20 protein-coding genes and 1 pseudogene are annotated in these 22,865 nt (G+C 49.4%); 8 read left to right on the forward strand and 13 right to left on the reverse strand.

Annotation, left to right across the window (positions count from 1 at the left end; genetic code table 11):
* Positions 1 to 72: 72 nt before the first annotated feature.
* Both EPA93_RS22400 and EPA93_RS22405 read right to left on the reverse strand, forming a co-directional pair.
* Entirely contained in the window at positions 73 to 2,403 is a 2,331-nt protein-coding gene (locus EPA93_RS22400; protein ID WP_129889647.1) for a PAS domain S-box protein, read from the reverse strand.
* Between the two features lie 169 nt (positions 2,404 to 2,572).
* A complete protein-coding gene (locus tag EPA93_RS22405; protein ID WP_129889648.1) occupies positions 2,573 to 3,460 on the reverse strand; it encodes a LysR family transcriptional regulator in 888 nt (295 codons plus the stop codon).
* A gap of 595 nt (positions 3,461 to 4,055) precedes the next feature.
* On the opposite strand from EPA93_RS22405, the gene EPA93_RS22410 reads away from it, so the two are divergent.
* Complete coding sequence (locus EPA93_RS22410; protein ID WP_129889649.1) at positions 4,056 to 5,678, forward strand: alpha/beta hydrolase; 1,623 nt, start codon at positions 4,056 to 4,058, stop codon at positions 5,676 to 5,678.
* A 102-nt stretch (positions 5,679 to 5,780) separates the two neighbouring features.
* On the opposite strand, the gene EPA93_RS22415 is transcribed toward EPA93_RS22410, so the two are convergent.
* A complete protein-coding gene (locus EPA93_RS22415; protein WP_129889650.1) occupies positions 5,781 to 6,005 on the reverse strand; it encodes a CDGSH iron-sulfur domain-containing protein in 225 nt (74 codons plus the stop codon).
* Positions 6,006 to 6,573: 568 nt separating this feature from the next.
* On the opposite strand from EPA93_RS22415, the pseudogene EPA93_RS22420 reads away from it, so the two are divergent.
* Positions 6,574 to 7,706, forward strand: a pseudogene (locus EPA93_RS22420) (glutathione-independent formaldehyde dehydrogenase).
* A gap of 828 nt (positions 7,707 to 8,534) precedes the next feature.
* Positions 8,535 to 8,723, forward strand: a complete 189-nt coding sequence (locus EPA93_RS22425; protein WP_129889651.1) for a hypothetical protein — start codon at positions 8,535 to 8,537, stop codon at positions 8,721 to 8,723.
* A gap of 33 nt (positions 8,724 to 8,756) precedes the next feature.
* Here the strand turns inward: EPA93_RS22425 and EPA93_RS22430 are convergent, their stop codons facing one another.
* The gene (locus EPA93_RS22430) at positions 8,757 to 8,984 is read right to left on the reverse strand and encodes a hypothetical protein (protein ID WP_129889652.1); all 228 of its coding nucleotides are present in this window, start codon (positions 8,982 to 8,984) and stop codon (positions 8,757 to 8,759) included.
* Between the two features lie 35 nt (positions 8,985 to 9,019).
* On the opposite strand from EPA93_RS22430, the gene pheA reads away from it, so the two are divergent.
* Positions 9,020 to 9,925: a prephenate dehydratase gene (gene pheA / locus EPA93_RS22435; RefSeq protein ID WP_129889653.1), complete on the forward strand. Its 906-nt coding sequence runs from the start codon at positions 9,020 to 9,022 to the stop codon at positions 9,923 to 9,925.
* A gap of 63 nt (positions 9,926 to 9,988) precedes the next feature.
* Here the strand turns inward: pheA and EPA93_RS22440 are convergent, their stop codons facing one another.
* Positions 9,989 to 11,383 (reverse strand): Yip1 family protein, encoded by a 1,395-nt coding sequence (locus tag EPA93_RS22440; RefSeq protein WP_129889654.1) that lies wholly within the window; start codon positions 11,381 to 11,383, stop codon positions 9,989 to 9,991.
* A 661-nt stretch (positions 11,384 to 12,044) separates the two neighbouring features.
* On the opposite strand from EPA93_RS22440, the gene EPA93_RS22445 reads away from it, so the two are divergent.
* A complete protein-coding gene (locus EPA93_RS22445) occupies positions 12,045 to 12,680 on the forward strand; it encodes a class I SAM-dependent methyltransferase (protein ID WP_129889655.1) in 636 nt (211 codons plus the stop codon).
* Complete coding sequence (locus EPA93_RS22450; RefSeq protein WP_129889656.1) at positions 12,653 to 12,940, forward strand: hypothetical protein; 288 nt, start codon at positions 12,653 to 12,655, stop codon at positions 12,938 to 12,940. The genes EPA93_RS22445 and EPA93_RS22450 overlap by 28 nt, the downstream gene beginning before the upstream one ends.
* 106 nt (positions 12,941 to 13,046) lie before the next feature.
* Here EPA93_RS22450 and EPA93_RS22455 read toward each other — a convergent pair whose 3' ends face one another.
* The 3 genes from EPA93_RS22455 to EPA93_RS22465 all read right to left on the reverse strand — a co-directional run bounded on the left by EPA93_RS22455 (position 13,047) and on the right by EPA93_RS22465 (position 15,898).
* Positions 13,047 to 14,099, reverse strand: coding sequence for an ABC transporter substrate-binding protein (locus tag EPA93_RS22455; protein ID WP_165423329.1), 1,053 nt, complete (start codon positions 14,097 to 14,099; stop codon positions 13,047 to 13,049).
* Between the two features lie 564 nt (positions 14,100 to 14,663).
* Positions 14,664 to 15,461 carry a hypothetical protein gene (locus EPA93_RS22460; RefSeq protein WP_129889658.1) on the reverse strand — a complete coding sequence of 266 codons (798 nt, stop codon included), beginning with the start codon at positions 15,459 to 15,461 and terminating at the stop codon, positions 14,664 to 14,666.
* 41 nt (positions 15,462 to 15,502) lie between these two features.
* On the reverse strand, positions 15,503 to 15,898 hold the full coding sequence (locus EPA93_RS22465; protein ID WP_129889659.1) for a hypothetical protein: 396 nt from the start codon (positions 15,896 to 15,898) through the stop codon (positions 15,503 to 15,505).
* A 200-nt stretch (positions 15,899 to 16,098) separates the two neighbouring features.
* Here EPA93_RS22465 and EPA93_RS22470 point away from each other — a divergent pair, with 200 nt between their 5' ends.
* Positions 16,099 to 16,647, forward strand: coding sequence for a helix-turn-helix domain-containing protein (locus EPA93_RS22470; RefSeq protein ID WP_165423330.1), 549 nt, complete (start codon positions 16,099 to 16,101; stop codon positions 16,645 to 16,647).
* Between the two features lie 122 nt (positions 16,648 to 16,769).
* Here EPA93_RS22470 and EPA93_RS22480 read toward each other — a convergent pair whose 3' ends face one another.
* Both EPA93_RS22480 and EPA93_RS22485 read right to left on the reverse strand, forming a co-directional pair.
* On the reverse strand, positions 16,770 to 18,164 hold the full coding sequence (locus EPA93_RS22480) for a transglycosylase domain-containing protein (RefSeq protein WP_165423331.1): 1,395 nt from the start codon (positions 18,162 to 18,164) through the stop codon (positions 16,770 to 16,772).
* A gap of 232 nt (positions 18,165 to 18,396) precedes the next feature.
* Positions 18,397 to 18,993, reverse strand: coding sequence for a DUF4291 domain-containing protein (locus tag EPA93_RS22485; RefSeq protein ID WP_129889662.1), 597 nt, complete (start codon positions 18,991 to 18,993; stop codon positions 18,397 to 18,399).
* Between the two features lie 208 nt (positions 18,994 to 19,201).
* Here EPA93_RS22485 and EPA93_RS22490 point away from each other — a divergent pair, with 208 nt between their 5' ends.
* Entirely contained in the window at positions 19,202 to 20,035 is an 834-nt protein-coding gene (locus EPA93_RS22490) for an alpha/beta fold hydrolase (RefSeq protein WP_129889663.1), read from the forward strand.
* A gap of 96 nt (positions 20,036 to 20,131) precedes the next feature.
* On the opposite strand, the gene EPA93_RS22495 is transcribed toward EPA93_RS22490, so the two are convergent.
* The 3 genes from EPA93_RS22495 to EPA93_RS22505 all read right to left on the reverse strand — a co-directional run bounded on the left by EPA93_RS22495 (position 20,132) and on the right by EPA93_RS22505 (position 22,832).
* Positions 20,132 to 20,959 carry a GNAT family N-acetyltransferase gene (locus EPA93_RS22495; RefSeq protein WP_129889664.1) on the reverse strand — a complete coding sequence of 276 codons (828 nt, stop codon included), beginning with the start codon at positions 20,957 to 20,959 and terminating at the stop codon, positions 20,132 to 20,134.
* Positions 20,960 to 21,213: 254 nt separating this feature from the next.
* Positions 21,214 to 21,438 carry a hypothetical protein gene (locus EPA93_RS22500; protein ID WP_129889665.1) on the reverse strand — a complete coding sequence of 75 codons (225 nt, stop codon included), beginning with the start codon at positions 21,436 to 21,438 and terminating at the stop codon, positions 21,214 to 21,216.
* 119 nt (positions 21,439 to 21,557) lie between these two features.
* Positions 21,558 to 22,832 carry an MFS transporter gene (locus EPA93_RS22505; RefSeq protein WP_129889666.1) on the reverse strand — a complete coding sequence of 425 codons (1,275 nt, stop codon included), beginning with the start codon at positions 22,830 to 22,832 and terminating at the stop codon, positions 21,558 to 21,560.
* Between the last annotated feature and the right edge of the window lie 33 nt (positions 22,833 to 22,865).

Consider the following 22,865-nt stretch of genomic DNA (forward strand, 5'->3'; position numbering starts at 1 on the left):
TAGTCTGCCGCGCTCTCAGCTAACTGAGAGCGATACAATAATTGTACTCCCTCACGCTTACGCGGTAACTAATTATGGAACTTCCGCAGCATCCTTAACTGGTAATTCCACATAAAATACTGAACCCTGACCTTTTACACTCTCCACCCAGATTCGCCCGTGGTGATACTTTAAGATCTCATGCGAGATATATAAACCAATCCCCAGCCCGGGGAAGGTTGTCTCCAGAGGTTCGCTGACCTGATAAAATCGCTCAAAGATTTTCTGCTGATGCAACTTCTCAATGCCAATCCCAAAGTCTTGAATACCGATTATCGCCTTATCCTTATCTCGTGCGACGTGGATAATAACCTTGTTCGACTCAGGTGAATATTTGACGGCATTATTTACCAGATTAATCAAGACCTGGCCAATGCGATCTCTATCGCCAAACATCCAGCCTCTACTAGCGCCCTCTATTTCCAGTTGATGCATGGCAAATGTTTGCTGGAGAGTCTCAACCGTCTCATGGATAAGTTCATCCAAATCAAAGTATTTCATGCGGAACTCTAGCTTGCCAGTCTGCATGCGGGAAACATCGAGCAGATCCCCTATAAGTTGTGTAAGCTTATTTAGCTGCATATCCATACGAGCAAGAAAATTCTCAGCCTGCTCATCGCCTTGCTTCTTAAAGCGATGGCCAAGGATCTGCGTAAAACCTTTGATGCTCGTAATTGGTGTTTTCAACTCATGGCTGGCCATACGAATAAAGTCATCCTTATGCTTTTCCATCTCGGTTCGCTCGGTCACATCGTGCAGCGTAGAGATCAGCAAAGGTTGACCCCTTTCATCGGTAATCGAGCTGATAGTTCCTTCAAAAATCAGATAATGGCCCCACTGATGCTTGATTTTCACAGTAATCTTTCGCGCATCATCGTTAATCACATCCTGCATATCAGCCCGCAGCATAGCTTGATCTAGAGGATGTACCAGTTCCATAATATCGCTACCGACTAGCTCGTCAGGAACATAACCGAGCAGATTGCGATAAGATGGAGAGGCATAATATATTTTCCCTTGGCGGCCATAGAGAGTAATAATATCCTGGACATTATCAGCCACGAGGCGATATAACTGCTCGCTCTTCCTCAATTGCTCCTCAGCCCGCTTGCGTTCGGTCACATCTACCACCATCCCCATCGCACTGGAAGCCTCATCATGTTCACCTTTAAAGATCTTTAAGCGCACTACAAGATAATGAACGCTTTGATCAGGCCAGGTCACTCGGTGCTCCTGGCTAGAGGCAATTCCTGTCTCAGCAGCCTTTTTGACAACCTCATGCAAGGCCTTAACATCGTCTGGATGAACTTTATTAAACCAGAGCTCGGGACCACCTTCACCCTCAAGCGCTGGCATGCCATAAAGTTCTGCGAACTCAGCAGTCCATTTGAGTCGCCGCTCTGGCATAAACCACTGAAAAGCCCCAATGGAGGCTACTTTTTGGGCAAGTTTCAACCATTCGCGCTCATAGCGTAGCTGACAGGCCAATCTCTCGGCGCTACGTCGCATACGCACCTGATCGGTGATCTCAACGGCAAAGATGATAAGACTTTCTACCTTTCCCTCGGCATCGCGCGCTGGATGATAGAGGATGTTAAAAATACGGTCCTCATGTTGGCCTGTGCGCAGAGGATCAAAGCTGGTTGGGATCTCCCTACCAATAAAAGGCTGGCCAGTTGCATACACTTCATCCATGATGGCACAAAAGCCCTGCTCCTCTAATTCGGGTATGGCTTCCCGCACGGGCTTGCCAATCGCGGAGAGATCGCGTCCTGTGACTTCCAGACAATAAGGGTTGGCAAGTTCAACAATATGCTCGGGACCGCGTAAAACAGAGATTATCGCTGGGGCCTGCATAAACAGCTCATACATGTAGCGGCGCCTGGTTTCCACCTCCAGGCGTATACGCTCCTCACGCTCCATGAGCGTAGCCAACATGGCATCTTTACTTCTATGCTCACTAATATCACGACTATTTACGATGACTGCTTCGATATGCGGGTCCTCTAGCATATTCGTTATGACAATCTCTAGCCAGCGATATGTTCCATTTTTGTGCAGCATTCGGCATTGCACTTGCTTGCTTTCACCCGGCCGCTGGAGCACCTCATCAAACCAGATCTGGGCATCCTTATAATCGGCGGGATGTACAAGTTCAAGCGGCCTTATTGAGAGGAATTCCGCAGGCGTATAACCAAGGATAGAATAGGTTGCGGGGCTAGAATAAATTACTTTACCATCTCTAGTTACCAGCGAAATCGCATCCGAACTATGCTCTACTAAAGCTTCAAGCCACTTTCTATTCTGCCACTGATTTTCGTCAAGATCGTTATGCTTCTTCATACCACTAGAGTCGGTCAACATAAGCTTTACTTTCTCAGGAGGGGAGAAGGTCCATTCCTTGCACTTGTGGATCTCTTAAATATATTTCACTATATCATATTTTAAATTATCCAAACAACCACAACAGTTATACAGTTACTTTATCAATTGATGCGTTTAACTTGTCAACATTGATGTATATAATCCACAATCACAGTACTATCTGTTTACGCATATAATCCATAAAGTCGCGTCCCAAAGGGCCAAAATATTTGCCTTGCCGATAAAACATTATAAAAGGTCGTTTGAGTTCAAGATCAATGATCGGAATTGCGCGCAAGACGCCAGCCGCGACTTCGTGGATCACCGCTTTGCTCGATACAATACCTGCTCCTAGATTCGATTCGACTGCCTTTTTCACAGGTTCGGTTCCCTGGAAGTGCATAGCTATTTTGAGTGTGTACCCATGTTTACGCATCACTTGCTCTATAAACTGGCGCGTACGGGAAGTTGCCTCTGGGACGACAAAGGGCAGCATAGCAACCTGCTCAAGCGGAAGGGCTGCCTGCGCGGCAAGAGGATGGCGCGGGGAAAGGATAAGCGTCAAGGTATCCATCCCGATTTTCTCGACGATCAATTCGGGCTGCTGGATATCCCCACAGGCAAAGCCAAGATCGATGATACCCTGGCGCACGCGCTCAACCAGGCGATCGGTTGGGTCAATTTGCAGGAGCAATTCGCTATCGGGATGGCGCTCTTTATAGGTGGCGAGCAGGGGCGGGACCACATACATACCGCCGGTAGTGTTCGCGGCAACCACCAGGCGACCACGGGCGGCGCCACGAATTTCGGCAAGAACCCGTTCCGCCTCGGCCTCAGCATTAAGCATGGGAATAGCACATTGATAGAGGGCCTGGCCAGCCTCAGTAACGGTTAATTGCTGGTTTACACGTTCCAGCAATTTGACCTGGAGACTACGTTCAAGCGCACGGACCTGTAAACTGACCGCCGGTTGCGTCATAAAAAGCGCTTCTGCGGCCCTGGTGTAGGTTCCATGCTCTACTACACAACAAAATATGCGCAACTGATGTAGATTCATGTCGTATTCTACGATCTCAATATTACAGACTGAGCAGTAGTTTCTTCTGGAGCTTCCCTAACTACTTACGAGACAACGGTGAGTATAGCAGAAGCTATACTGAGATACAATCTCTGCAAAAGTTTCTCATCTCCTCTATAGCGATATAGAGGCATCCTGACAATGGTGTTTCTTCACAAACTGCTTCAGGCAAATCTTAAAGCGAGCGAGGGCTAGCTTTACATCCTCCCCACGCTCAATGCCCCACAATCTAAGCAATGCAAGAAAGCAAGATCGCCAGCGCTCATCTATCCGAGGCCAGGCAAAGCCAATATCTTAGCCCATTTCTCCTTAATACTATGTAATTATTTCTACGGTGCAATCTTTTACGTGCTAAAAGCGTTACTCTAGTAGAGGCTATAAACAAGACAGTTTAGCTCCTCTATGGTTGGGAACGTAGATTTCATTTTGGCATCAGCAAAATGAGGCCGAGATGGGGCTTGCACTTCTACTTAATGATAATATAATAGTATTGCTATAAAATTAGGTCGTATAAAATCGAGTGCTGCATAAAGATCTTTTTAATCGTCAGTATTCGTCAGCAGGAAGCAATAAGATGAGACCTTTGATCAGGCAGGCACGCAATCAGGAGAAGCAACCCGATGAGTTACCTCTCCCGGACATGCCGACTCGGCCCGCGCCGGCGCTAAAAAATCCGGCACCCGAGCCGGATAGAAGGTTGGCATTCCTTATCCCACTCATGCTATTCGTACTAGCGCTACTCACTGCTGTGCTCAGTGGATGGCTTCTGTTCAATAGCTCTGCGCTTGGAGCCATTTCTTCTATTATTATCAATTTCGGTATCGACCCGCAACGAGCGCTTTTGATTGCAGCGCTGACTATCGCGGCCGCCTCAGCACTCCTTGGGGCAATGTTAGGGCGTCGTAAACTAGGAGCAATTGTCGGCGCGGGCCTGATCTTCTGGTTTGCTTATCTCAGCGGCTTCATTGAAGCTGAGCTTAAGCCTGTATATGATCCAGGCGGCCATCTAGAGCCCCTGAATGCCACTGCCTTGCAGCATACAGCGATTATGATGATGGGCCTGGGTCTGCTCACTGCTTTTATTGGGGCCTCTGTTGGTATAGCGCTCGGTAGCGTGCTGCTCAGCCCTCCCTATCATCTAGTTCAGCTCATCTGGAAAAGGGTTATCTCAAGGGGTGCTTCCCCGTGGGCTCAAACAGTCGAGGGCTCAGATAATCACGTACTGAGCGTGCTTAAGACGGCAAGTAATTGGCTGGGAGCCGTGATTATGGTCGGGCTACTGCTCATAGCCAGCCAGTCAGGCGATCTTTTCCTCTTCTCACCAGATATTGGATTACATCAAGTTCCCAAAATCACGAATGTGAAAAAGGGGCTACCTACACATGGAACTGTTGTTGAGGACCATCTGACAAGTGAGGCCCTGCACGGTCTGGTCAAACCATTTCTTGTATACCTGCCACCTTCCTACAACACGCCGGAGGGCCGCACTAAGCATTACCCGACGCTCTACTTGCTCCATGGCTCGCCTGGCAAGGATACAGACTGGGTAACTGGCGGCAAGGCTGTGCAGTCAGCTGACACCCTTATCGACACGGGTAAGATACCTGAGCTGATTATGATCTTACCTGATGGGAATGGCCGTCCCGGAGCAACAACCGAATGGGGCAACAGTTTCGATCAACGCCAGCTCATTGAGACGTATGTTACCAATGATCTCGTCAAGTATGTGGACCAACATTATCGAACCATCCCTCAGTCCAATCAACGTGGCATCGGAGGGCTCTCCATGGGTGGTTTCGGGGCCATGAATATAGCTATTCATCACCCAGATGTATTCGGCACGGTAATTTCTTTGGGCGGCTATTATCGCGCAGAAGGGGCTATCTGGGGCCATAACACCGCCTATATTCTGGCTAACAGCCCGATTTACGAACTTCCGCAGGCGCCCAAAGCCTGGAAGCTCCATATGTACCTGGGAGCAGCAACGAAGGATGAGCCTTATTACACAGACACAATACTGTTTATGAAGCTTCTTGACAAATTACACATCTCCTATAAGTTTGATTTGCAGAAGGGCTATCACTCCTGGGTTGTCTGGCAGACCCAGATGTATAACGCTCTTTCCTGGCTTAATTGGAAAGTTACCCAGCAAGGGGAAGGGCATATACGTACTCCTGTTGTTACCCATCATCGCTAAGCTGTAAAGCAGGCGCATAAGTAAGAGCTATCGAAACAACAAAAGGCCAGGGTTATCCCTGGCCTGGCCGGTCGCCCGGCAAATCATTTGAGAAGGCTCAGCTTATTTAGATGGAGCCTTGACCGAGGACTGAAAGCCAGTGCGTATATGGCTATCGTCGCAGAAAGGCTTATTACGAGACTGTCCACAACGGCACAGGGCAACCTCATCATCGGCAAGCTCAAACGGGTCGCCTTCGCTATCCAGCAGGATAAGCCCCTTTGCCCCCTGAATGTACAAAGGTCCATTTTCCTCTACCGTAATCGTAGGTTTGGTCTCTTCTGCCATACTTACAAACACTCCCTTCGCATTATTTGGGTAAGAAAATAAATGAGGAGGGCCAGTTATACAAGCAGTAGCCCTCATTACCTCTCATACATGAGTATATCAGGTACTATATATTCTCTACAAGCCTTTCTGCCGCGTCTCCTGGGCTTTTCAGGGCTTATTTTGCCTTGCAGCCTGAGGGAGAGAAAAGGCTAAGGATTCCGGCTGCTTGACCAAGTGAAGACAACCATCCGTTGATTACCCGCGCAAAATATGGTATATAGTACCCTGTAGCATAAAATAGCAAAGGCTGTGATGGAGCTTTTAGCAGAATCTATTATATCCAACCGAGATTCCAAAGCCACCAAGCTAGCTTTTTCCCAACAAAAAACCTCACCCTCCATCACTTGAGATCTTCGTAGCACGTTTGCGTATAGAAATAAAAACGTTTACGAGCGCCAGCATCAGTACACCAGCACAATCAGCCATTACTCCGTGCTAGAACGAAGCATGTTATGCAGGCTATTTAGCTTCATAAACAGCTTCAGAACAGTTGTTTTACCTTAACAATGATGTAAAGGAGAATACCATGCGAGCTGTTGTGTACAAGGGACCATTCAAGGTTGAAGTAGATCAGGTAGCTGATCCAAAGATTCAGCACCCTAATGATGCAATCGTACGTATTACCTCAACTTGTATTTGTGGCTCGGATCTTCATATGTATGAAGGGCGCACTGCGGCGCAGCCGGGCATCATTTTTGGTCATGAGAATATGGGAATCGTTGAAGAGGTAGGGTCCGGGGTCACTACGTTGCGCAAAGGTGATCGTGTGGTGATGCCGTTTAATGTCGCTTGCGGCTTTTGCAAGAACTGCGAGCGTGGCTATACTGGCTTTTGCCTTACGGTTAATCCAGGCTTTGCAGGTGGGCCTATGGATATGTGGCGATGGGTCCCTATCCCGGAGGTCAGGCCGAGTACCTACGCGTCCCCTACGCAGACTTTAATGCGCTCAAGCTCCCCCAGGGGACCGAGCATGAGGAAGATTTTGCCATGCTTGCAGATATCTTTCCTACCGGCTACCATGGTACGGAGCTGGCTCAGGTCTCGCCCGGGGAATCGGTGGTTGTCTTTGGGGCTGGACCCGTTGGGGCGATGGCGGCGTATAGCGCGCTGATACGCGGAGCCGCTGAGGTATATGTGGTTGATCGGGTTCCAGAACGCTTGCAGAAGGCTAAGGATATTGGTGCAATCCCTATCGATTTCAGCAAAGGCGATCCCGTTGAGCAGATCCGCCAGATGCGCCATGGCGACGGCGTTGACAAGGGCATCGATGCTGTCGGCTATCAAGCAATCAAGCCTGGCCAATCCACCGAAGAACCTTCAGTGGTTCTGGATGGGCTCATCCAGATTGTCAATCCTACCGGCATGCTCTGCATCCCTGGATTGTATGTGCCATCCGATCCGGGCGGCAAAGATCCACATGCGAAGGAAGGACGCTTGCTGATCCCCTTTGGGAAGCTCTTTGAAAAGGGCCTGAGGCTTGGTACAGGACAGTGCAACGTTAAGCGCTATAACCGTTACCTGCGCGATATGATTATTGCAGGACGCGCCAAGCCAAGTTTTATCGTCTCAAATCAGGTATCACTCAATGATGCGCCCATGGCTTACGATAAGTTTGACAAGCGTATCGAAGGCTATACCAAGGTCATTCTCAAGCCATAGGCTCTGTGAGCCAGAGCAGCGCAAGGAGGTACGTGCATATATGTACCTCCTTGTTCCTGAGATTCCTGGAATCCGCAGCAAGCTACTCTTTGTCGTCCTGGGGCAATACGGGTAGAGGCTTCTTCCACACAACAGTCAAATTGCTAGCACAGACCGGACATGCTCTCTCTGCAGGCACAGGAACAGCAATCATAGCTGTATAGCGCCATGCCCCATCTAAATTTCTTTCCCATACCAGCGTACAATCAGGGCACAAACAGCGTTCCCACTGATTCATAAAATCGATAGCCTCCTGAATTCGGTACTTATTCAATCACAATTAGCTCATTATACAGTCGTTATATTAGTATGTGCCCCATTACATTTCTTACGCTACAACAACTTGCGTCTCGTTTATTCTTTTCCTTGAACTGGCTCTACATTGAGTTAGCACTATTATAACACATCTTATTTTCAGCGCGAATTCAGATCCTTCTCAGGTACAAACCGGGTTGGTAGTCTATAGCAGGTTTCTGCGCATAGTATCCTTTTCCTATATAGCTATTTTGAGAAAAGGCGCAAAGCCTATTATTTTCTCCCCTCCGCAGAGTCCACATCTTCTGAATCAAGATTGTATGAAATGACTCGGCTATGGTATACTAGTGAAGTATCTTCAAGGCGGAGCGTCTTAAAAATTCTTGTTGTGGGATGTAAGCTATACCTCGCTCCTGGGATGCGCTAGAGATATCCCGGAAAGCTGCAACAGGGAACAAAATATGAGCCTTTATGGTTTATATATATAGACACCGCCAAGCATAATGTAGATTCAGGGAAAGGGGACTAGCATCAATGCCTAAAAAGGGTGAACTTTCAAAGACGGCTCGTGCTTCGCTGGCAAACCGCGAATCTGTGAACCATCTGACCAATCGCGTATGCGCGAAATGCGGTGAGCCGATCATGCTTGCCGAGCTGCAGCCAGTTAAAGTTGTTGGCATGGGCATGAAATATTATCACAAGGCTCACTACAACGTACAGTAAATTTCTCTAGCTTTTACCTATCATGGATGATGATCAAATAAGCATTGTCCAGGTAGAATAAATTACAAATGGGCCAACTGGCCCATTTTTTCTGTGCGCAAAGGCTGGCCTCACGCCAGCCCTGAGCTGCACAAATCCACCTGCTTCAAGCGTACGTCCGCCACACTCTACACAATAGTGCTTCCCTCCGCCACTGACGATGCCCGCCAGGAAGTAAAGCAAGTATTTGCTGATCTTGACAATCTTTTCACAAACTGTCACAATCGCCACATGATTTATGCAAGGAGCTCAGTAGTATGGTACAGTCAATAAACCGTGAGGTAACTGATATAGAAGAGGTTCAGCCCACCACAACGAGCAATACGTCCCGTACAATTACCGTAGCCTTCCAGGGTGAACGAGGAGCCTTTGGCGATGAAGCCGTGCAGTCCTATTTCGGACGAGAGGCAGGCGTTACCCCGGAGCCAGTACCGCATCGCAGCTTTGCCGATGTCTTCCGCGCTGTAGCCTCCGGCACAGTCGATTACGGCCTGGTCCCCATCGAGAATTCCCAGGCAGGAAGCATCGACGATAATTATCATTTGTTACGCCAGCATGACCTATTTGTGACAGGCGAGATCGGCCATCCCGTCAATCATTGCCTGCTTTGCTTGCCTGGTCAGAAGATCAGCGATATTAAGCGCGTCATCTCTCATCCCCAGGCCCTGGCCCAGAGCGATCAGTTTTTACGCACGCTGGGCGTGGAGATCGTGGCCACCTACGACACTGCCGGTAGCGCTAAAATGGTGCGGGAGGAGAATCTAGAGGGCGTGGCGGCTGTGGCAGCGGCCCGAGCAGCTGAGCTCTATCAATTAGAGATTCTGGCACGCGGTATTCAAACCATCAAGGATAACTATACCCGCTTTATAGCCCTCAGCCGGGAGCCAGCGCCCCGACCCGAGGGATCAGCGAAGACTATGCTTGTGATGGCTACTCCGCATCAGCCAGGCTCGCTCTATCGCTGTCTGGGTGTTCTGGCCGAGAAGAACATAAACGTGCTTAAGCTGGAATCGCGCCCGTCACGTCAGCAGCCCTGGGAATATGTCTTTTATCTCGACTTCGAGGGCCATCGCGAGGACCCAGAGGTTCGCAGCGCCTTAGCTGATCTGGCTGGCCACACCACATTTTGCAAGGTGTTGGGCTCATTCCCACGCGCGCTCTAAGCCTCAAAGCAGCTGGGTTAGCCAAACAGAAACATAAGCCGGGAACGTATTCCCGGCTCATTTCTATGCGCCAAAGCGGCCATGCAGAATAAACAGACTCACGATACCAACTAGCACGATCCCAAAGAGAAGGGCCATTAAGGTTGCCAGCATACCGGCAACGGCTCTGCTCGTTTTTATTGCGTGCACGGCCCTGATCGCTGGCACCTGGAGGATCAGGCAATAGATAAACAAGACCCCGGCCAGCAGGCTGCTCACGTTTACGGGCAGGATACTTCCATGTCTTAGTAAGGCTTGGAGCAGGACAATGCAAAACGAGAAAAGGGACAAAGCGATATAGAGCGGCATAAATGTAAGCAGAAATGCATAGAGATGGTCACGATACGAGCCTCTACCTCCTAGCAGGCGCGTGACGCCCCAGCCCACCCAGGCTATATAGCAGATGGCCAGTACGCTGACCGCTACAGCGATAGCCCAGCCGCTAAGAAATGGGCTCATATAGCGCAAGATCGAATTTGCCGGCCTGGCGGCTGGCGCGAACACGATAGCGCTTTCTATGAGCAGGCCAAGCAGAATAAATTGGGCTAAGATCCCACCCCAGCTGGCATATTGTACCTCTGTGGCAAACGTGCCCACCTTTGGATATACGGGTATATAGCTATACTGCCTGGGCAGCACCTTGAGGGCCAGGGCCAGTGAGGGCGGCCGCCGCCTTGCCTGCTCTGCCTCTGCTACATTCTTGCTTATTTGCGCAGGCCCTCTACTCGCTTCTGCCACGTCCTCATATGACCAGGCTGGCTCAGATGGTGCATCCTGAACGCTTGCATCTGGGTCCGAGGATGGCATAGGTAATGTAGGATCATTCACTGAGACCATATTCTGCGGACCTACGAGTACGGGAGGCGGAGTGGTTTGCAATTCGGGGATGGCATTAGCAAACGGCAAGACTGGCGGTGCAGCCATCTGCTGAGTCGGCTCATTGCTTATCTCCGTCGCCTGATTCGTCTCTTGACGCTCCACAGCAGATTCCTGTTCCTCTCGATCCGCATTCTGACTGATAATCCTCTGCTCTGTTAGCTCCTCGTCCGTATGTGCGCTACTCCGGTCCTTATTGTCTTGCTGAGGAGCCGAGACTTGCACGGTCGGGACTTCATCAATTGCGAGCTCGCTCTGGGCCTTTAAGCTTACCGGCGTTACGGACACACGCTCGGTTGGTGCATCCTCCTCGGCCTGAGCCGCTGCCTGTACTGGTCCTACCTGCTCCGCTGTTTCATCATCCTCCGCCTGCATCAGCGCTTTTAAGGGCCGTGGAGCAACTTGTTTTGTTGGCTCCCCGTCAAGCGACGCGCCTTCTGGCTCTTCATGGTGTAAAATCTGATCTTCTCTATCTGTCAGTTGGGATGATAGTGTATTCTCGGGCATATATGTCAATGTTATGCCACGTATGTGAGATTTCATAACCAAATAGCTCCTTTGCCACCAGGCTTTAAGCGCGCATTTCCCAATCTACAATCCTTAGTAGCATCTTTTATAGGTACTATTGTTATACGACTTAATTCGCTCAGGCGATACATTATCCTCTTCGCACGCAATAGCATGTCCATTGATAGATCAGGCGCTTATTATTTTCAAAGCTGGCTCATCTGCTCCTTTCTGAGCAGGGAAGGAAGATGCGCATCTCTCAGGACCCCTCACGTGTTTTCTCGCCTCCCTGCTCTTTGCCAATGGCCCACGCTTTGCAGCCCATAGCAAGCAGTGGACTTCAGCCAACCTGTTGGCACTGGAAAGCATCTCGCTCTGTTGTATCTATTTTTATATCTTACATCTACAGTTCGTTTTCAATAGTCCATACCCCCGATGATACTATTTTAGTTAGTTAGTGGCATATAAAATATTTTTATGTTTTACCTATTTTACTCTTCTTGACAGTTAGTAGTATTTTACTATATAGTGCTGATAGGGATGGCAAGGAACATGAAGTAACAAAAACTGCGCAACTTCAAGGAACACTGGCTCTTGTTGAGAGGCTTTGCCTCGTCTGGCATGATCTTATCTCTGGAGGCTACTCTTGTCTAACCGGGTAACACATCTGCCCTATGGAGAAGAAGGAGAGACACACATGACATCAGTTTCATTTGACCACATGGCACAGGCATATGATACTCTACGTGGCTATCCCCAAGAGGTCTCCCAGCGCATCGCCGAGACGGTTGATCAACTGGCAGCTGGAAATGCCCAGACGCGTTTTCTTGAGGTAGGCGTGGGAACTGGACGCGTGGCTGTTCCACTGGCTCAACGTGGGCGCCGGTATACTGGCATCGATATCTCAGCGAACATGCTCAAGAAGCTTGAGGAGAAGTTGCACACGACGGGCTGGAAGGAGACGCCATTGGCCTGGGGAATGGTGTCAGATGAAGATACGGCACGCAAACTCGCGGTGAGGCGCTTCCTCTATGAGCAGAAGCGGGGAAGTTTACGCTTCCTGGAAGCGGATATGACGGCCCTTCCTTTTCACGATCAGTCATTTGATGTGGTGATTGCTGTGCATGTCTTTCACTTAGTCTCCAATTGGCAGCAAGCACTCCAGGAAATTATGCGCGTCCTGCGGCCAGGAGGCATCTTCATCCGCTATTGGAACGCACAGTGGGAAAACCATTGGAAGCCTGGGTATGCTGACATCAGGGCGTATGGAGCGCTATTGTCGAAGAACTTGGCGGCAGCACTCAGATGCCAGGTGTCACAGATCAAGAAGTGACGTTATGGCTGCAGCAACACGGTTTCGAGACAGAGATCAGAGAGATGTTCACATGGGAGCAGCCAATCACGCCGCAAACGCACTTCAACAGTATCATTCATTACCAGGCGACCAGTCCATGGTCCGTCTCTGATGAGATATTCGCCCTCTCGCTGCAACGTCTCGAAAAGTGGATGCATGACCACTTTGGCAACAAGATCAATGATTCGTTTCTCGAAAAAGAGCAGCTCATTTTGAGTAAAACACGCAAACCTTCTTAGACCATCAAGAAGTGGGTGAGTGGCTCTTTTTGTGCAAGAGGAACCACTCACTCCATTCTCTGCGAGGCGCTGATCCAATCGTTTCATTTCCTCTCAGGGGAAGGCATTATGCTGAACCGGGCAAACCGCTCAAGGCCTTAGTAATCGTGTCAGTTGCTACCAGCGATTGATAAGGAAGGGCTATCGCGATCAGGCCTGCTTTCACGTGAAACTGATTCGCGGTAGTATACGCCTGCTGGCTGATCTGAGGACTTTGTGGTAATCCTGGCAAGCAGGCCTGAAAAATCGCCGCAGTCATTTCCTGATTCTGCTTGAGATACTTTCCTAAGAGCGCCTTCGCCTGGGTGGGATTCTGGTGAATCCATTTCTCTGCCTGGGCCAGCCCTCGAATGAAGGCCTGTACAGCTTTGGGCTTGGCATCAAGCGTTTGCTGCCTAGCAAAGAGCACTCCATAGAGTTGTCCTTGCATCTCTGGAACATCCCCACGAGCCGGGCTAATAAATATGTCACCGATGCCCTGAGCCTCGGCTTCCTGTCCGACAGGCACAGGAAAGGCGAGCGCATCCACACGCCCCTGGGCCAGGGCTCCCAGCCCTGTAGCTGGATTGTTGCCTCCCAGGCTCACTTTAGTGACATCACGTAAGGCATCAAGCCCCTGTTGCCTTAACAGAAAGGTCACCAGCGCATCATTGGTGCTTCCCGGTGAGGAAATGCCTATCTTCTTCCCGACGAGCGCTTGCACCTTTTCAGCGAGGGAACTACTAGCTGACAGATGGGTTTGCCGTTCAAATTGTTTACTCACGATTATATCCAACAGAAAGGCATCGGCAAAGGTTCCCACTATTTTGATGTAAGAATCGACCCTGGAAAGGGTAAATGCATCTGTTACCGAGCCAGCCGCGACGTCAATGCTGTTCGACTCAAGCGCGGCCGTCAACTTTGGACCTGTTCCGAGCAAAGAAGGAGGAGATGGATCGAGCGTTACCCCCTCTTTTGTGAAAAATTGTTTCTGCTCGGCCACATAGAACGGAAAAAAGCTGATCGAATTAGTGTTTTGCGCCACCCTGAGCGTCATGTTGGGGACAGAACCAGATGGGGTGGATGGAGCACCCCCACACGCTGCTACGCTCAAAGCAACCATGAGCCAGCAGATTAGCACTAGCCACAGTGATCTCCTAGAAAGATCCATTGCATATTCTCGCTTTCTCTAGAAGCGTACAATAGAGGCCTGCGTATGAAGAGAATCCGTTGCATTCCCTCAACATATTGGATTTTCTCAGGTTGCCAATAGTTACTGCTTCGTTCATCTCAGCAACACAGGTATAATCATGATGCGTTTGCCATTCTATGCCTAAATTGCTGCTGCGCATGTAAAATAGCATATACAGATCTACAACAAATAAGAGCAGAGCGAAACGCCTATCTCCCATTTATGCTAAAGAACTAAAATAGTATGTCCTTCAATTAGAAAATGCTATTTTGCTTCTTGCTGAGAATAACATTTTTATCTCACTTCTGTCAATTTTGGCATTTAAAATATGGTATAAAAGCAAAAAGTTTCTTTCAGGACAAGCCGTTACTGGTGAATACAGCAAGCGATTTAATGCAGTTCATTTGTATTCATTACAGCGCCCTCTAACCAGGTGGGAAGAGATTCTTCGATCTTCTACTTTCGCTTGCTCCGGTAGCCCCCAATTGCCGAAGCATAATAGGGGGCCGTACACTACAGGCCCGAGCGGCGAAAAGCAACGACGCAGCGTGCATATAGTACGCCGCAGAATGTTCGGGTCTGGATGTCGGTTATTGCTGCGTTGAGCAAGCGATCATATCTCTCAGGAGTGGTCACGCCGCTTTGCAAGACAAAGGGGCGCGCCTCTACAGCCAGATCATATATGCAAAGCAGAAAAGGTTCGTGCAACTTTGTGCCGGCAGAGATATCGATTATGCGCGCAGTATCATAGCAAACATGATATCCAAGGTCGGACAGCCAGCTGGCCATCATGGGGATAATGCCCAGTCCTTCGGCAGGAGAAGAGGCGCGTCCGCTACGCTGTAAGACCTGTACAAATAGCGCGCGCAGCTCTTCGCAAGGATAGCTATTGGTCATGGGTAGCTCGACTTCACTCCAGACAATATAGCGAGTCACTTTGCCTGGCTCGTGTACATCTTTTCTTTTGTTTTGGAGGGACGAGCATACTGAAAAAGAGGGACTGCCAGCAGTCTCTTGGGCTCCGCGAAGAGGAGACTGAAAGAGAGGTGGCTGAAAGAGAGGAGACTGAAAGTACATTTCATCCAGCAATTTGTACAAATAGCGGATACGCACGAAATCCAGGATCGAAAGATTATTCTCGTCGGCCTGGGCCGGTTCAGTTCCTCCGCGAAGGTCACTGCATTCTGGCCGGTACAACGAAAATTCATTCCCGTTCTCGATAGGTAAAGCGGGAGCGACATTTCTATAAAAAGCGATTTCTATCTCACCCTCGTCCAATCGAGGCATCTTGTTATGCAAGTTTTCCAACATTATCACTTAACCCTCCAAACTTCCAAACTTCCTTTTACCTTTTAGCAAATTGACATAGCGATGTCCGTCTGAGCAAATGAGCGGCTAGCAGATGAGGAATAACGACGCGTTGGAGCTGCATATATCAATATCTGGCTTGCGCCTTTTTGCTGCTTGCCGAAGAGCTTATAGACATGTATCAGCTGCATATTCAGGCTCAAGTTAAAGCCGGCAACCTCCTCTGATGTACAAGGCACATCCAGCGAACAGGTCCGTTCTGCTCTATATTGCTGGATAGCATAATAGGTCCGCAGCAGGACATTTATAGCCGCTTTACGCCATCTGGCTGGTTGCTCTTGCTGGCTGGCATTACTAAGCTGGGAGTCTTGTGCATTCTGAGTTGCATAACGAGAATTTGACTTTCGTTTGAGGCCGGGCGCGCCGAAGATTGTTTGCATGAGGTTTCCTTCTCCTAACATTCCACTTAAGACTACAGAAATGCTCCTTCAGAGCAAGGCAAAAACTTCCGATAGGAGCAGTATAGCATATAAACCGCTCATTTTCAATTAATCTATCGGTTACAAACTATTAATTTTTTATTGTCACGCTTGATAAAATTTACTTTACCACTAATTTGGATTTTCACTAGACTATGTTTATGGCAGAAAACGAAGATCTCCTTGAGATAGCCATCCCTGGCCATGTCTCAGCACAAAAAGCAGCTCAAATATTAGGTGTCTCGGCTGATAGGATCTATAAATATATTCAAGATGGCAGATTGCATTCGAGGCAGGTCGGTCACCTACATATGATTCCGATAGAGGATGTAGAGGCTTTCCAACGCCAGCCCTCCGGTCGTGTGCGCAAGCAGCCACCCGCCTGGCGCCTCTATCGCAGCAACATTCAGCTTGGTTCTACCGCCATTCGTGTGCAGATCCGTCCCGGCCAGCAAGAAGCCTTCCAAGAAAAGCTCAAGGCCTTGCTTGAACAGCAAGCCCATCTCTTAACCGGCTCCATCCAGCGCTATATTTTTGAGGATGAGGACGCGCCCGCTAGCGTGCAGATCTGGCTCGTCTGGAAAAGCAACGAGCTGCCTGATACCGCAACCCATGAACAAGAGCTCGCTGCTTTGCAAGCTGAGCTGGCCGACGTTCTGGACTGGGACACTGCTCAATTCAGCCATCTGCACGGCTTGCTCTATACTTGAGGAACCGAACGTGCAGTGAGCTTAATACGCAAGGATTGGCCGCTACTTACGAAGGAGCAGCGGCGATTAACTTTCTTGACAAGAGAGCCCGAAGACTCCTGAGCGCAGACGATCCTCGGTTCCTATTGTTTAGTTGTATACCAGTCTGTGGTAGTCAAACCGGGATAGCTGATAGTCTTCTTTAGCAGATCGCCTGGAGGTCCTGGGAATTGCTTCACTGGCCGCCCTTGTTCCGCCAATAACATCGTATCGTGCCAGATAACGGCGGCACCATCCACTCCTGTAATGTTAACCATCGGAGCGTAATCATTATTTCCTACCCATACTCCCGTCAGGAAATCGCTAGTATAACCAATTGTCAGGCTATCCCTAAATGTATTAACATAGCTGCTCTTAGCAGCGGCTGGATACACTATACCCGGTTTACCGGCCTCACATTGATCTTTATCAGCCGTATACAGCAGGAGCGGACTACATAAACCAAACTCGCTAGAACGCGCCTGATTATCGCTTAACACATCGGTCATCATAAAAGCCGTCTCGGGCCGCATAGCAGGGGTACCCTGATTTGTAGCCTCATATAGAACGCTTCCATTGGCATGCACCACTTTTGCAATCGCGTGAGGCCGCACATACATTCCGCCATTAGCCATAGTACCATAAGCCCCCGTCATATCAAGTAAAGGCAACTCAGTTGTACCCAAGGCCAGGCTATATCCCCGATCAAGCGCCGGTATTTTTATGCCTAAAGCTGACATCTTCTTCATAAATGGATCGATGCCCACTTTATCCAGCAATTTAACCGCTGGAATGTTGTAATTATTCTGCAAAGCAGAGCGATAAGAGACAATTCCATGATACTTGTGATCATAGTTTACAGGCGAATAAGGAGGCGAACCAAGCGCAATCGGGCTATCATTGACAACTTCTCCAGGGCTCATACCTTGATCAAAAGCTGCAGCATAAACCAGAGGCCTGAAGGTTGAGCCGGACTGGCGCTTAGCTTGTGTGACCACATCATAATTTGCATCGCTGGAACTATCGATATTTTTAAGAAAGGTGCGGATCGAGCTATCATGGGGGTCAAGAATAACAATAGCCGCGTTAGTCACATTATGTGAATCTTTTATTTTCTTGATATAGCTCCGAGCGTGCTGGATGGCCTGCTTATTAAGATTTATATCGAGGGTAGTGGTAACAATTAAACCGGAGTCCAGAAGGGCTGAGGGCTTCATCTGCACAACGTTTACTAATTCTTGCAGGGCATATGTAATAAAATCTGCGCTATCCTGATTCTGTTTCAGACAATCTTGTTGCTGCTGGACATTTCCTATCAGACAAATAAGTCTGCCAGCTTTATCATACAGCTGTAAATGTCCTTTTTCAGCCTGTAGAGATTGCTGCTCTTTGGGAGCAGACAAGCCACCATACACGCAAGCGCTTAAGATACAGGAGAGCAGCAGGAGAATGCCGCTTAGCCTGGATAGGCTTAACAGCCTATTTCTAGTAATGTACATAGAACGTTGCATTCCTTTCCTGATAATGCTTCATCGTATCGGATCTGTAGTATAACAATCGCCAGAGAAGCATAAACATTTCTTCTTGGGAGCTAATTTATCCTTTTGGGCTAGTTCACAACATAGAGAAGCGTTTGCCCAAAAGAAAAGTAACTGCCTCCAATTCTCCTGTATCTCGCTATTATATATCTCTCATGTCCGGAAATGCTCAGATAGGAGAGACAATCTATATTTACGGAGCTGTGATGCCAATGCGCCGCGCGATAGCTGGGTCAGGCTGGTAGATACGTTCTGTGGGCAGAAAACCTTTAGCCTTCGCTTCCTGGCCCTGCTGCAATAAGCCATAAATCTTTCTCGCTAGAGGAGTATAATCACAAATCTCGCAGGTCCACTCATTGACATATTTATCAACTATATGGCGACTCAGGCCCACCTGAATGCTTCTTATGGGCAAGCTTTTTCCGCGTATCGTTTTTTCCGGGTCCCACTGCACACGGACCGGGGCTTGCTTAAGCTGTAAGCGCCAATCCTCAGAATCGACATAGAGCCGCGCATCTGGCGATGTTAAAACTGCCTGCCCCAACGCCTCTTCCCATCCCTCACGCGTAATGCGAACAGCAAGGATCATTTCTTGATCCGCTTTTAAGCCCCAGTTGCTTCTCTCCATTAGCCACAAGAAGGATGGTTTGATCCAGGTCATGCGGTTTAACGAGAATGGGGCCACGAAGCGCTGATTTTTCAGGGCGGGCAAAGCGATAGCCTTTGCATATGCCTGGTAGACAACAATAGATTTGCCATCATAATCAGCGCGGATTTCATATTCCTGCACAGAATAACCTCCTTAATAAACACAGACCAGAGGCAAAGCCCTCTTCCCTGCTCCACTATGTGCCTGCCCATTTCCCCTAGAATAACCTAGAAACTCCCTTGACAGAGGCAATTTGGTAGGTTATATTTTCACCATGAATGTATGTTCATATATATGAACGAACGATCAATACAAAAAGCTTAGGGATACGAGGTAAGGAAAAGACACTATGAGCCAGATAGCACATACCTCACGGGGACCGCTTGAATACAGAATAGTTGGTCAGGGTTCCGCTGTTCTGGTCCTGAACGGGGGGCATACAAACTGCTCCTCGCCACTTGGGCATGAAAGCTTCTTTCTGGATCAGGGATATCAGCTTATCATTCCCTCGCGGCCTGGCTATGGCCGAACGCCCTCTTCTGTTGGTAAGACTGCGGAAGCCTTTGCTGATACCCTTGTCAGCTTTCTTGACTCTCTCCATCCCGATCAGGTTATCGTTGTTGGCATCTCTGCCGCCGGACCCACCGCTCTACAACTAGCGGGAAAACATCCTGACCGCGTGAGCAAGCTCATATTACAAAATGCTGTCACCGGAGGCAAATTCCCGACAGGCCTGACGCGAGTTTTTACCTACCTCGCATTTAATCCAATAGCTGAGCCCTGGATCTGGGCCGCCTTTCGCAGTTATGGTCGCCGGGCTCCGCTGGCAGCGCTTAAAAGCATGCTTAGAAGCCTCTCTTCTCTACCAGCAGACCAGGTACTTACCAAAATGAGCCCGAAGCAGCAACAGGATGCGCTCAATTTATTGCTGGCTTCCCGTTCGGGATCTGGCTTCCTCCACGATATCCATCATCGTTGTGGTGATATCAGTCGCATCACAGCCCCAACCTTGATCATTGAGAGCAAATACGATGGTGCTGTAGATTCGTCTCACGCTACCTACGCCGCAGAGCGCATCGCCAATGTCGAGCTGTTCATCGCCCCTGCAGAGAGTCATCTCTTATGGTTTAGCCCTCACAACGTCGAGATCGAGGCAAAGATGCGCGTATTCCTGGAAGCCTGAAAAATGACCACAATAAAATATATCTGGTAACAAAGTTATTCTCTCCAGATATATTTTACTTAACATGAGCATATGTCGCAATGAAAGCTAGAGGGTTTACAACTGCATAGACATCTCATACTGAGTGAAGAACTCTTTGAAACCGAGCGAGCGGCAACGGGCAAGAAAAGGGCTCTGCTCTGGCTCATTATAAAGCCACAGCTTAGGCGCATCACCAGCAGCCCTACGCAATACAGTCACCAACTCACCATCCGTAAGTTCGCTCTGAAATACCGCGCCCAGGATCTCGGCTACCTCATGGGTGCGCCATACAAGCAGGCTATTCGCACGGCCTTGTGGATCAGGCACAGTAATCGTCTCTGTCTGCAGCGTAAGAATACTTGCTGGCTCGCATCCCCAGCATGGATCTCCGTCCATATAAACCAGGGGCAGAAACGCCTCGGGCCCGCTTGTCTCCGTCTGAAGGCGTGAACCAGCCGGCAAAGCCGAGGTCTCCATCTCAAGCCCAAATAAGCGCCGTTTAGCTACAAAGCCAGCTTTTTCATAGACCTTAAATGCACGGGTATTCTGGGTCAAGACCTCCAACTGTAGCGTTGCAAGTTCACTCTCGCGAGCCACCTGTACCATTCGTTCAGCCAACACATGGCTGGCTCCTCTCCCACGAAACTGGGGCGCAATGCCAAAGCCACCGCACCAGCCCCTTCTTCCACGCGTTCCCATACGGGCCATACCCACAAAATCACCGTGCCGATCATGCATCACCACACAACGATTCGCATCGATCTGATGCGTCCGCCAATAATTTGCGCTCTTGGCCGGAGTTATGGTCATGGGGAAGAAATAGCCGCTAAAACTCAGGTTGTGCATCTCACTCAACTGGGCATGCGTATAGTCCAAAGCATTAGAAAAACGATACTCATCCATATAGCTTAATGTCTTTCCTCTCCTGCTCTCATCGATTACTCAGTCATCATACCGCTGCAGTATAGCGTACCAGGAATGCAGTGTCTAGCCAGAACTGGCCACAACTAGCTCATCTCCAGCGATAAAAACAACAATCAGCCAGGGAGCAGGGAGAGCTTCGTTAAGGCCGCCCATGTCGAGAAGCTCCCTTCCGCAGCCTTCCCAAAGCAACAAAAGGCTGCATGTCTCAAATATGCCATTCTTGTTCCTACTCATTATTCCTGAATGCTATAGCTAGGGGCTGAGCGCCCAACCAGCCAGATAAGCGTCTGTCCATCGCCTTCCTTCTGCCTGCTGCTAATCTCCGCGTGCCAGTCCTCGGGCGGAACATACTTTAGCGCATCAGCCAGGTTGGAGCGTACGTTATTCTGCAATCCCTCGATCACAATATTTCCTCTGCCTTCATCAAGGCGCTCATTCACATAATCGCTAAGTCGCATAGCTCGCTCTCTTTCTCTCGGCCAATCCAGTCTCTTACCGCTTCCCTACAAGCGGCATCACATTCTTACTCTACGTGCAGACACGTCCCATTAGATAACAAAGTTTCCGCCAGGAACGATCAGGCCGAATGCGCGCTATCCGCAGAGACTTCATTCCTGGTTCCGGAAAGACTGGTTGCACTACCGCTTTGGTATTCCCGGCTGCTCACCTGAGGCCTGGCACTAAATTTCAAAGCAAACGCCAGTCCTAAGGCTCCCAGAGCAAACACGGCAACCATACCGATGACGCCGGGCCAGTTATATGCGCTCCAGAAAAAACCGCCCGCAGTATTCCCCACGCTCGAACCAACATAGTAGAAGAAGAGATAGAGAGCAGAAGCCTGCGCCTTGCTTCTCCCTGCCCGCACACCTACCCAGCCGCTAGCAATCGCATGCGCGCCAAAGAAGCCAAAGGTAAGCACAATAACTCCGAGTAGCTTGATCGGCAACTGAGCATCCAACGCAATCAACGCCCCCAGCGCGGTCAGGACGATACTCAACAAGATGGCCCTCTGGCGCGACCAACGATCGGCCAGGCGGGCCAGCAGAGAAGAACCTAGCGATCCGAATATATAGATCACAAAGATCCAACCTATTACAGCCTGGCTGAGATTGTACGGAGACTCCACAAGCTGATAGCCAAGATAACTATAGAGCGAGACAAAGCTTCCCATAAGCAGAAAAGCTATTCCATAGAGACAAAGCTGACCGGGATCTTTCAACTGTTGAAACAGGCTACGAGCATGCTTACGCAGAGAGAATGGCTGTACAACAAAATGCCTCGAAGCTGGAAGATTGCCCCAGAACCACCATGCGCAGAGCAGGCCAGCTAAGCCAATGCAGAGTACGGCCACACGCCAGGAAGCCAGATCGGTGATAATCCCAGTTGCCACACGCCCCATCATGCCGCCTATAGCATTGCCGCCGATATATACTCCCATCGCACTACCCAGATGCCGCGGCTCTACCTCCTCGCCCAAATAGGCCATCGCAATAGCTGGCAGTCCGGCCAGCACAATACCTTCCAGAGCGCGGCAGATAAGTAGTACAGCAAAGCTTGGGCTGAACGCGCTGATAACCGTCAGAACAGAGGCTCCAAAGAGCGAACAAGTCATAATGTTCTTGCGCCCCCAGGCATTTGAGAGCGCAGCGGCAAAGGTCATCATCACGGCCAGAAATGCCGTCGTGATAGAAATCACAAGGCTGGTTGTGGCTGGGCTGCTATGAAATTCTTTGGAATAGAGCGGCAGCAAAGGCTGCGTGCAGTACATAACCGCAAAAGTGACAAGTCCCCCAATAAAGAAGCCAATCGTTACTTTACGAAATTCCGCAGTACCCTTCTCGATATAGTGCATGCATATACTCCCCATTGCTGCAAAAAGACAAGA

Source organism: Ktedonosporobacter rubrisoli, assembly GCF_004208415.1.
Taxonomy (GTDB): domain Bacteria; phylum Chloroflexota; class Ktedonobacteria; order Ktedonobacterales; family Ktedonobacteraceae; genus Ktedonosporobacter; species Ktedonosporobacter rubrisoli.

Excerpts from the sequence above, each read along its gene's own strand:
- EPA93_RS22400 (WP_129889647.1), bottom strand. The coding sequence starts at position 2,403 with ATGTTGACCGACTCTAGTGGTATGAAGAAGCATAACGATCTTGACGAA.
- EPA93_RS22405 (WP_129889648.1), bottom strand. The coding sequence starts at position 3,460 with ATGAATCTACATCAGTTGCGCATATTTTGTTGTGTAGTAGAGCATGGA.
- EPA93_RS22410 (WP_129889649.1), top strand. The coding sequence starts at position 4,056 with ATGAGACCTTTGATCAGGCAGGCACGCAATCAGGAGAAGCAACCCGAT.
- EPA93_RS22415 (WP_129889650.1), bottom strand. The coding sequence starts at position 6,005 with ATGGCAGAAGAGACCAAACCTACGATTACGGTAGAGGAAAATGGACCT.
- EPA93_RS22425 (WP_129889651.1), top strand. The coding sequence starts at position 8,535 with ATGCCTAAAAAGGGTGAACTTTCAAAGACGGCTCGTGCTTCGCTGGCA.
- pheA (WP_129889653.1), top strand. The coding sequence starts at position 9,020 with ATGGTACAGTCAATAAACCGTGAGGTAACTGATATAGAAGAGGTTCAG.
- EPA93_RS22440 (WP_129889654.1), bottom strand. The coding sequence starts at position 11,383 with ATGAAATCTCACATACGTGGCATAACATTGACATATATGCCCGAGAAT.
- EPA93_RS22445 (WP_129889655.1), top strand. The coding sequence starts at position 12,045 with ATGACATCAGTTTCATTTGACCACATGGCACAGGCATATGATACTCTA.
- EPA93_RS22450 (WP_129889656.1), top strand. The coding sequence starts at position 12,653 with ATGCCAGGTGTCACAGATCAAGAAGTGACGTTATGGCTGCAGCAACAC.
- EPA93_RS22460 (WP_129889658.1), bottom strand. The coding sequence starts at position 15,461 with ATGTTGGAAAACTTGCATAACAAGATGCCTCGATTGGACGAGGGTGAG.
- EPA93_RS22465 (WP_129889659.1), bottom strand. The coding sequence starts at position 15,898 with ATGCAAACAATCTTCGGCGCGCCCGGCCTCAAACGAAAGTCAAATTCT.
- EPA93_RS22470 (WP_165423330.1), top strand. The coding sequence starts at position 16,099 with ATGGCAGAAAACGAAGATCTCCTTGAGATAGCCATCCCTGGCCATGTC.
- EPA93_RS22480 (WP_165423331.1), bottom strand. The coding sequence starts at position 18,164 with ATGTACATTACTAGAAATAGGCTGTTAAGCCTATCCAGGCTAAGCGGC.
- EPA93_RS22490 (WP_129889663.1), top strand. The coding sequence starts at position 19,202 with ATGAGCCAGATAGCACATACCTCACGGGGACCGCTTGAATACAGAATA.
- EPA93_RS22495 (WP_129889664.1), bottom strand. The coding sequence starts at position 20,959 with ATGGATGAGTATCGTTTTTCTAATGCTTTGGACTATACGCATGCCCAG.
- EPA93_RS22500 (WP_129889665.1), bottom strand. The coding sequence starts at position 21,438 with ATGCGACTTAGCGATTATGTGAATGAGCGCCTTGATGAAGGCAGAGGA.
- EPA93_RS22505 (WP_129889666.1), bottom strand. The coding sequence starts at position 22,832 with ATGCACTATATCGAGAAGGGTACTGCGGAATTTCGTAAAGTAACGATT.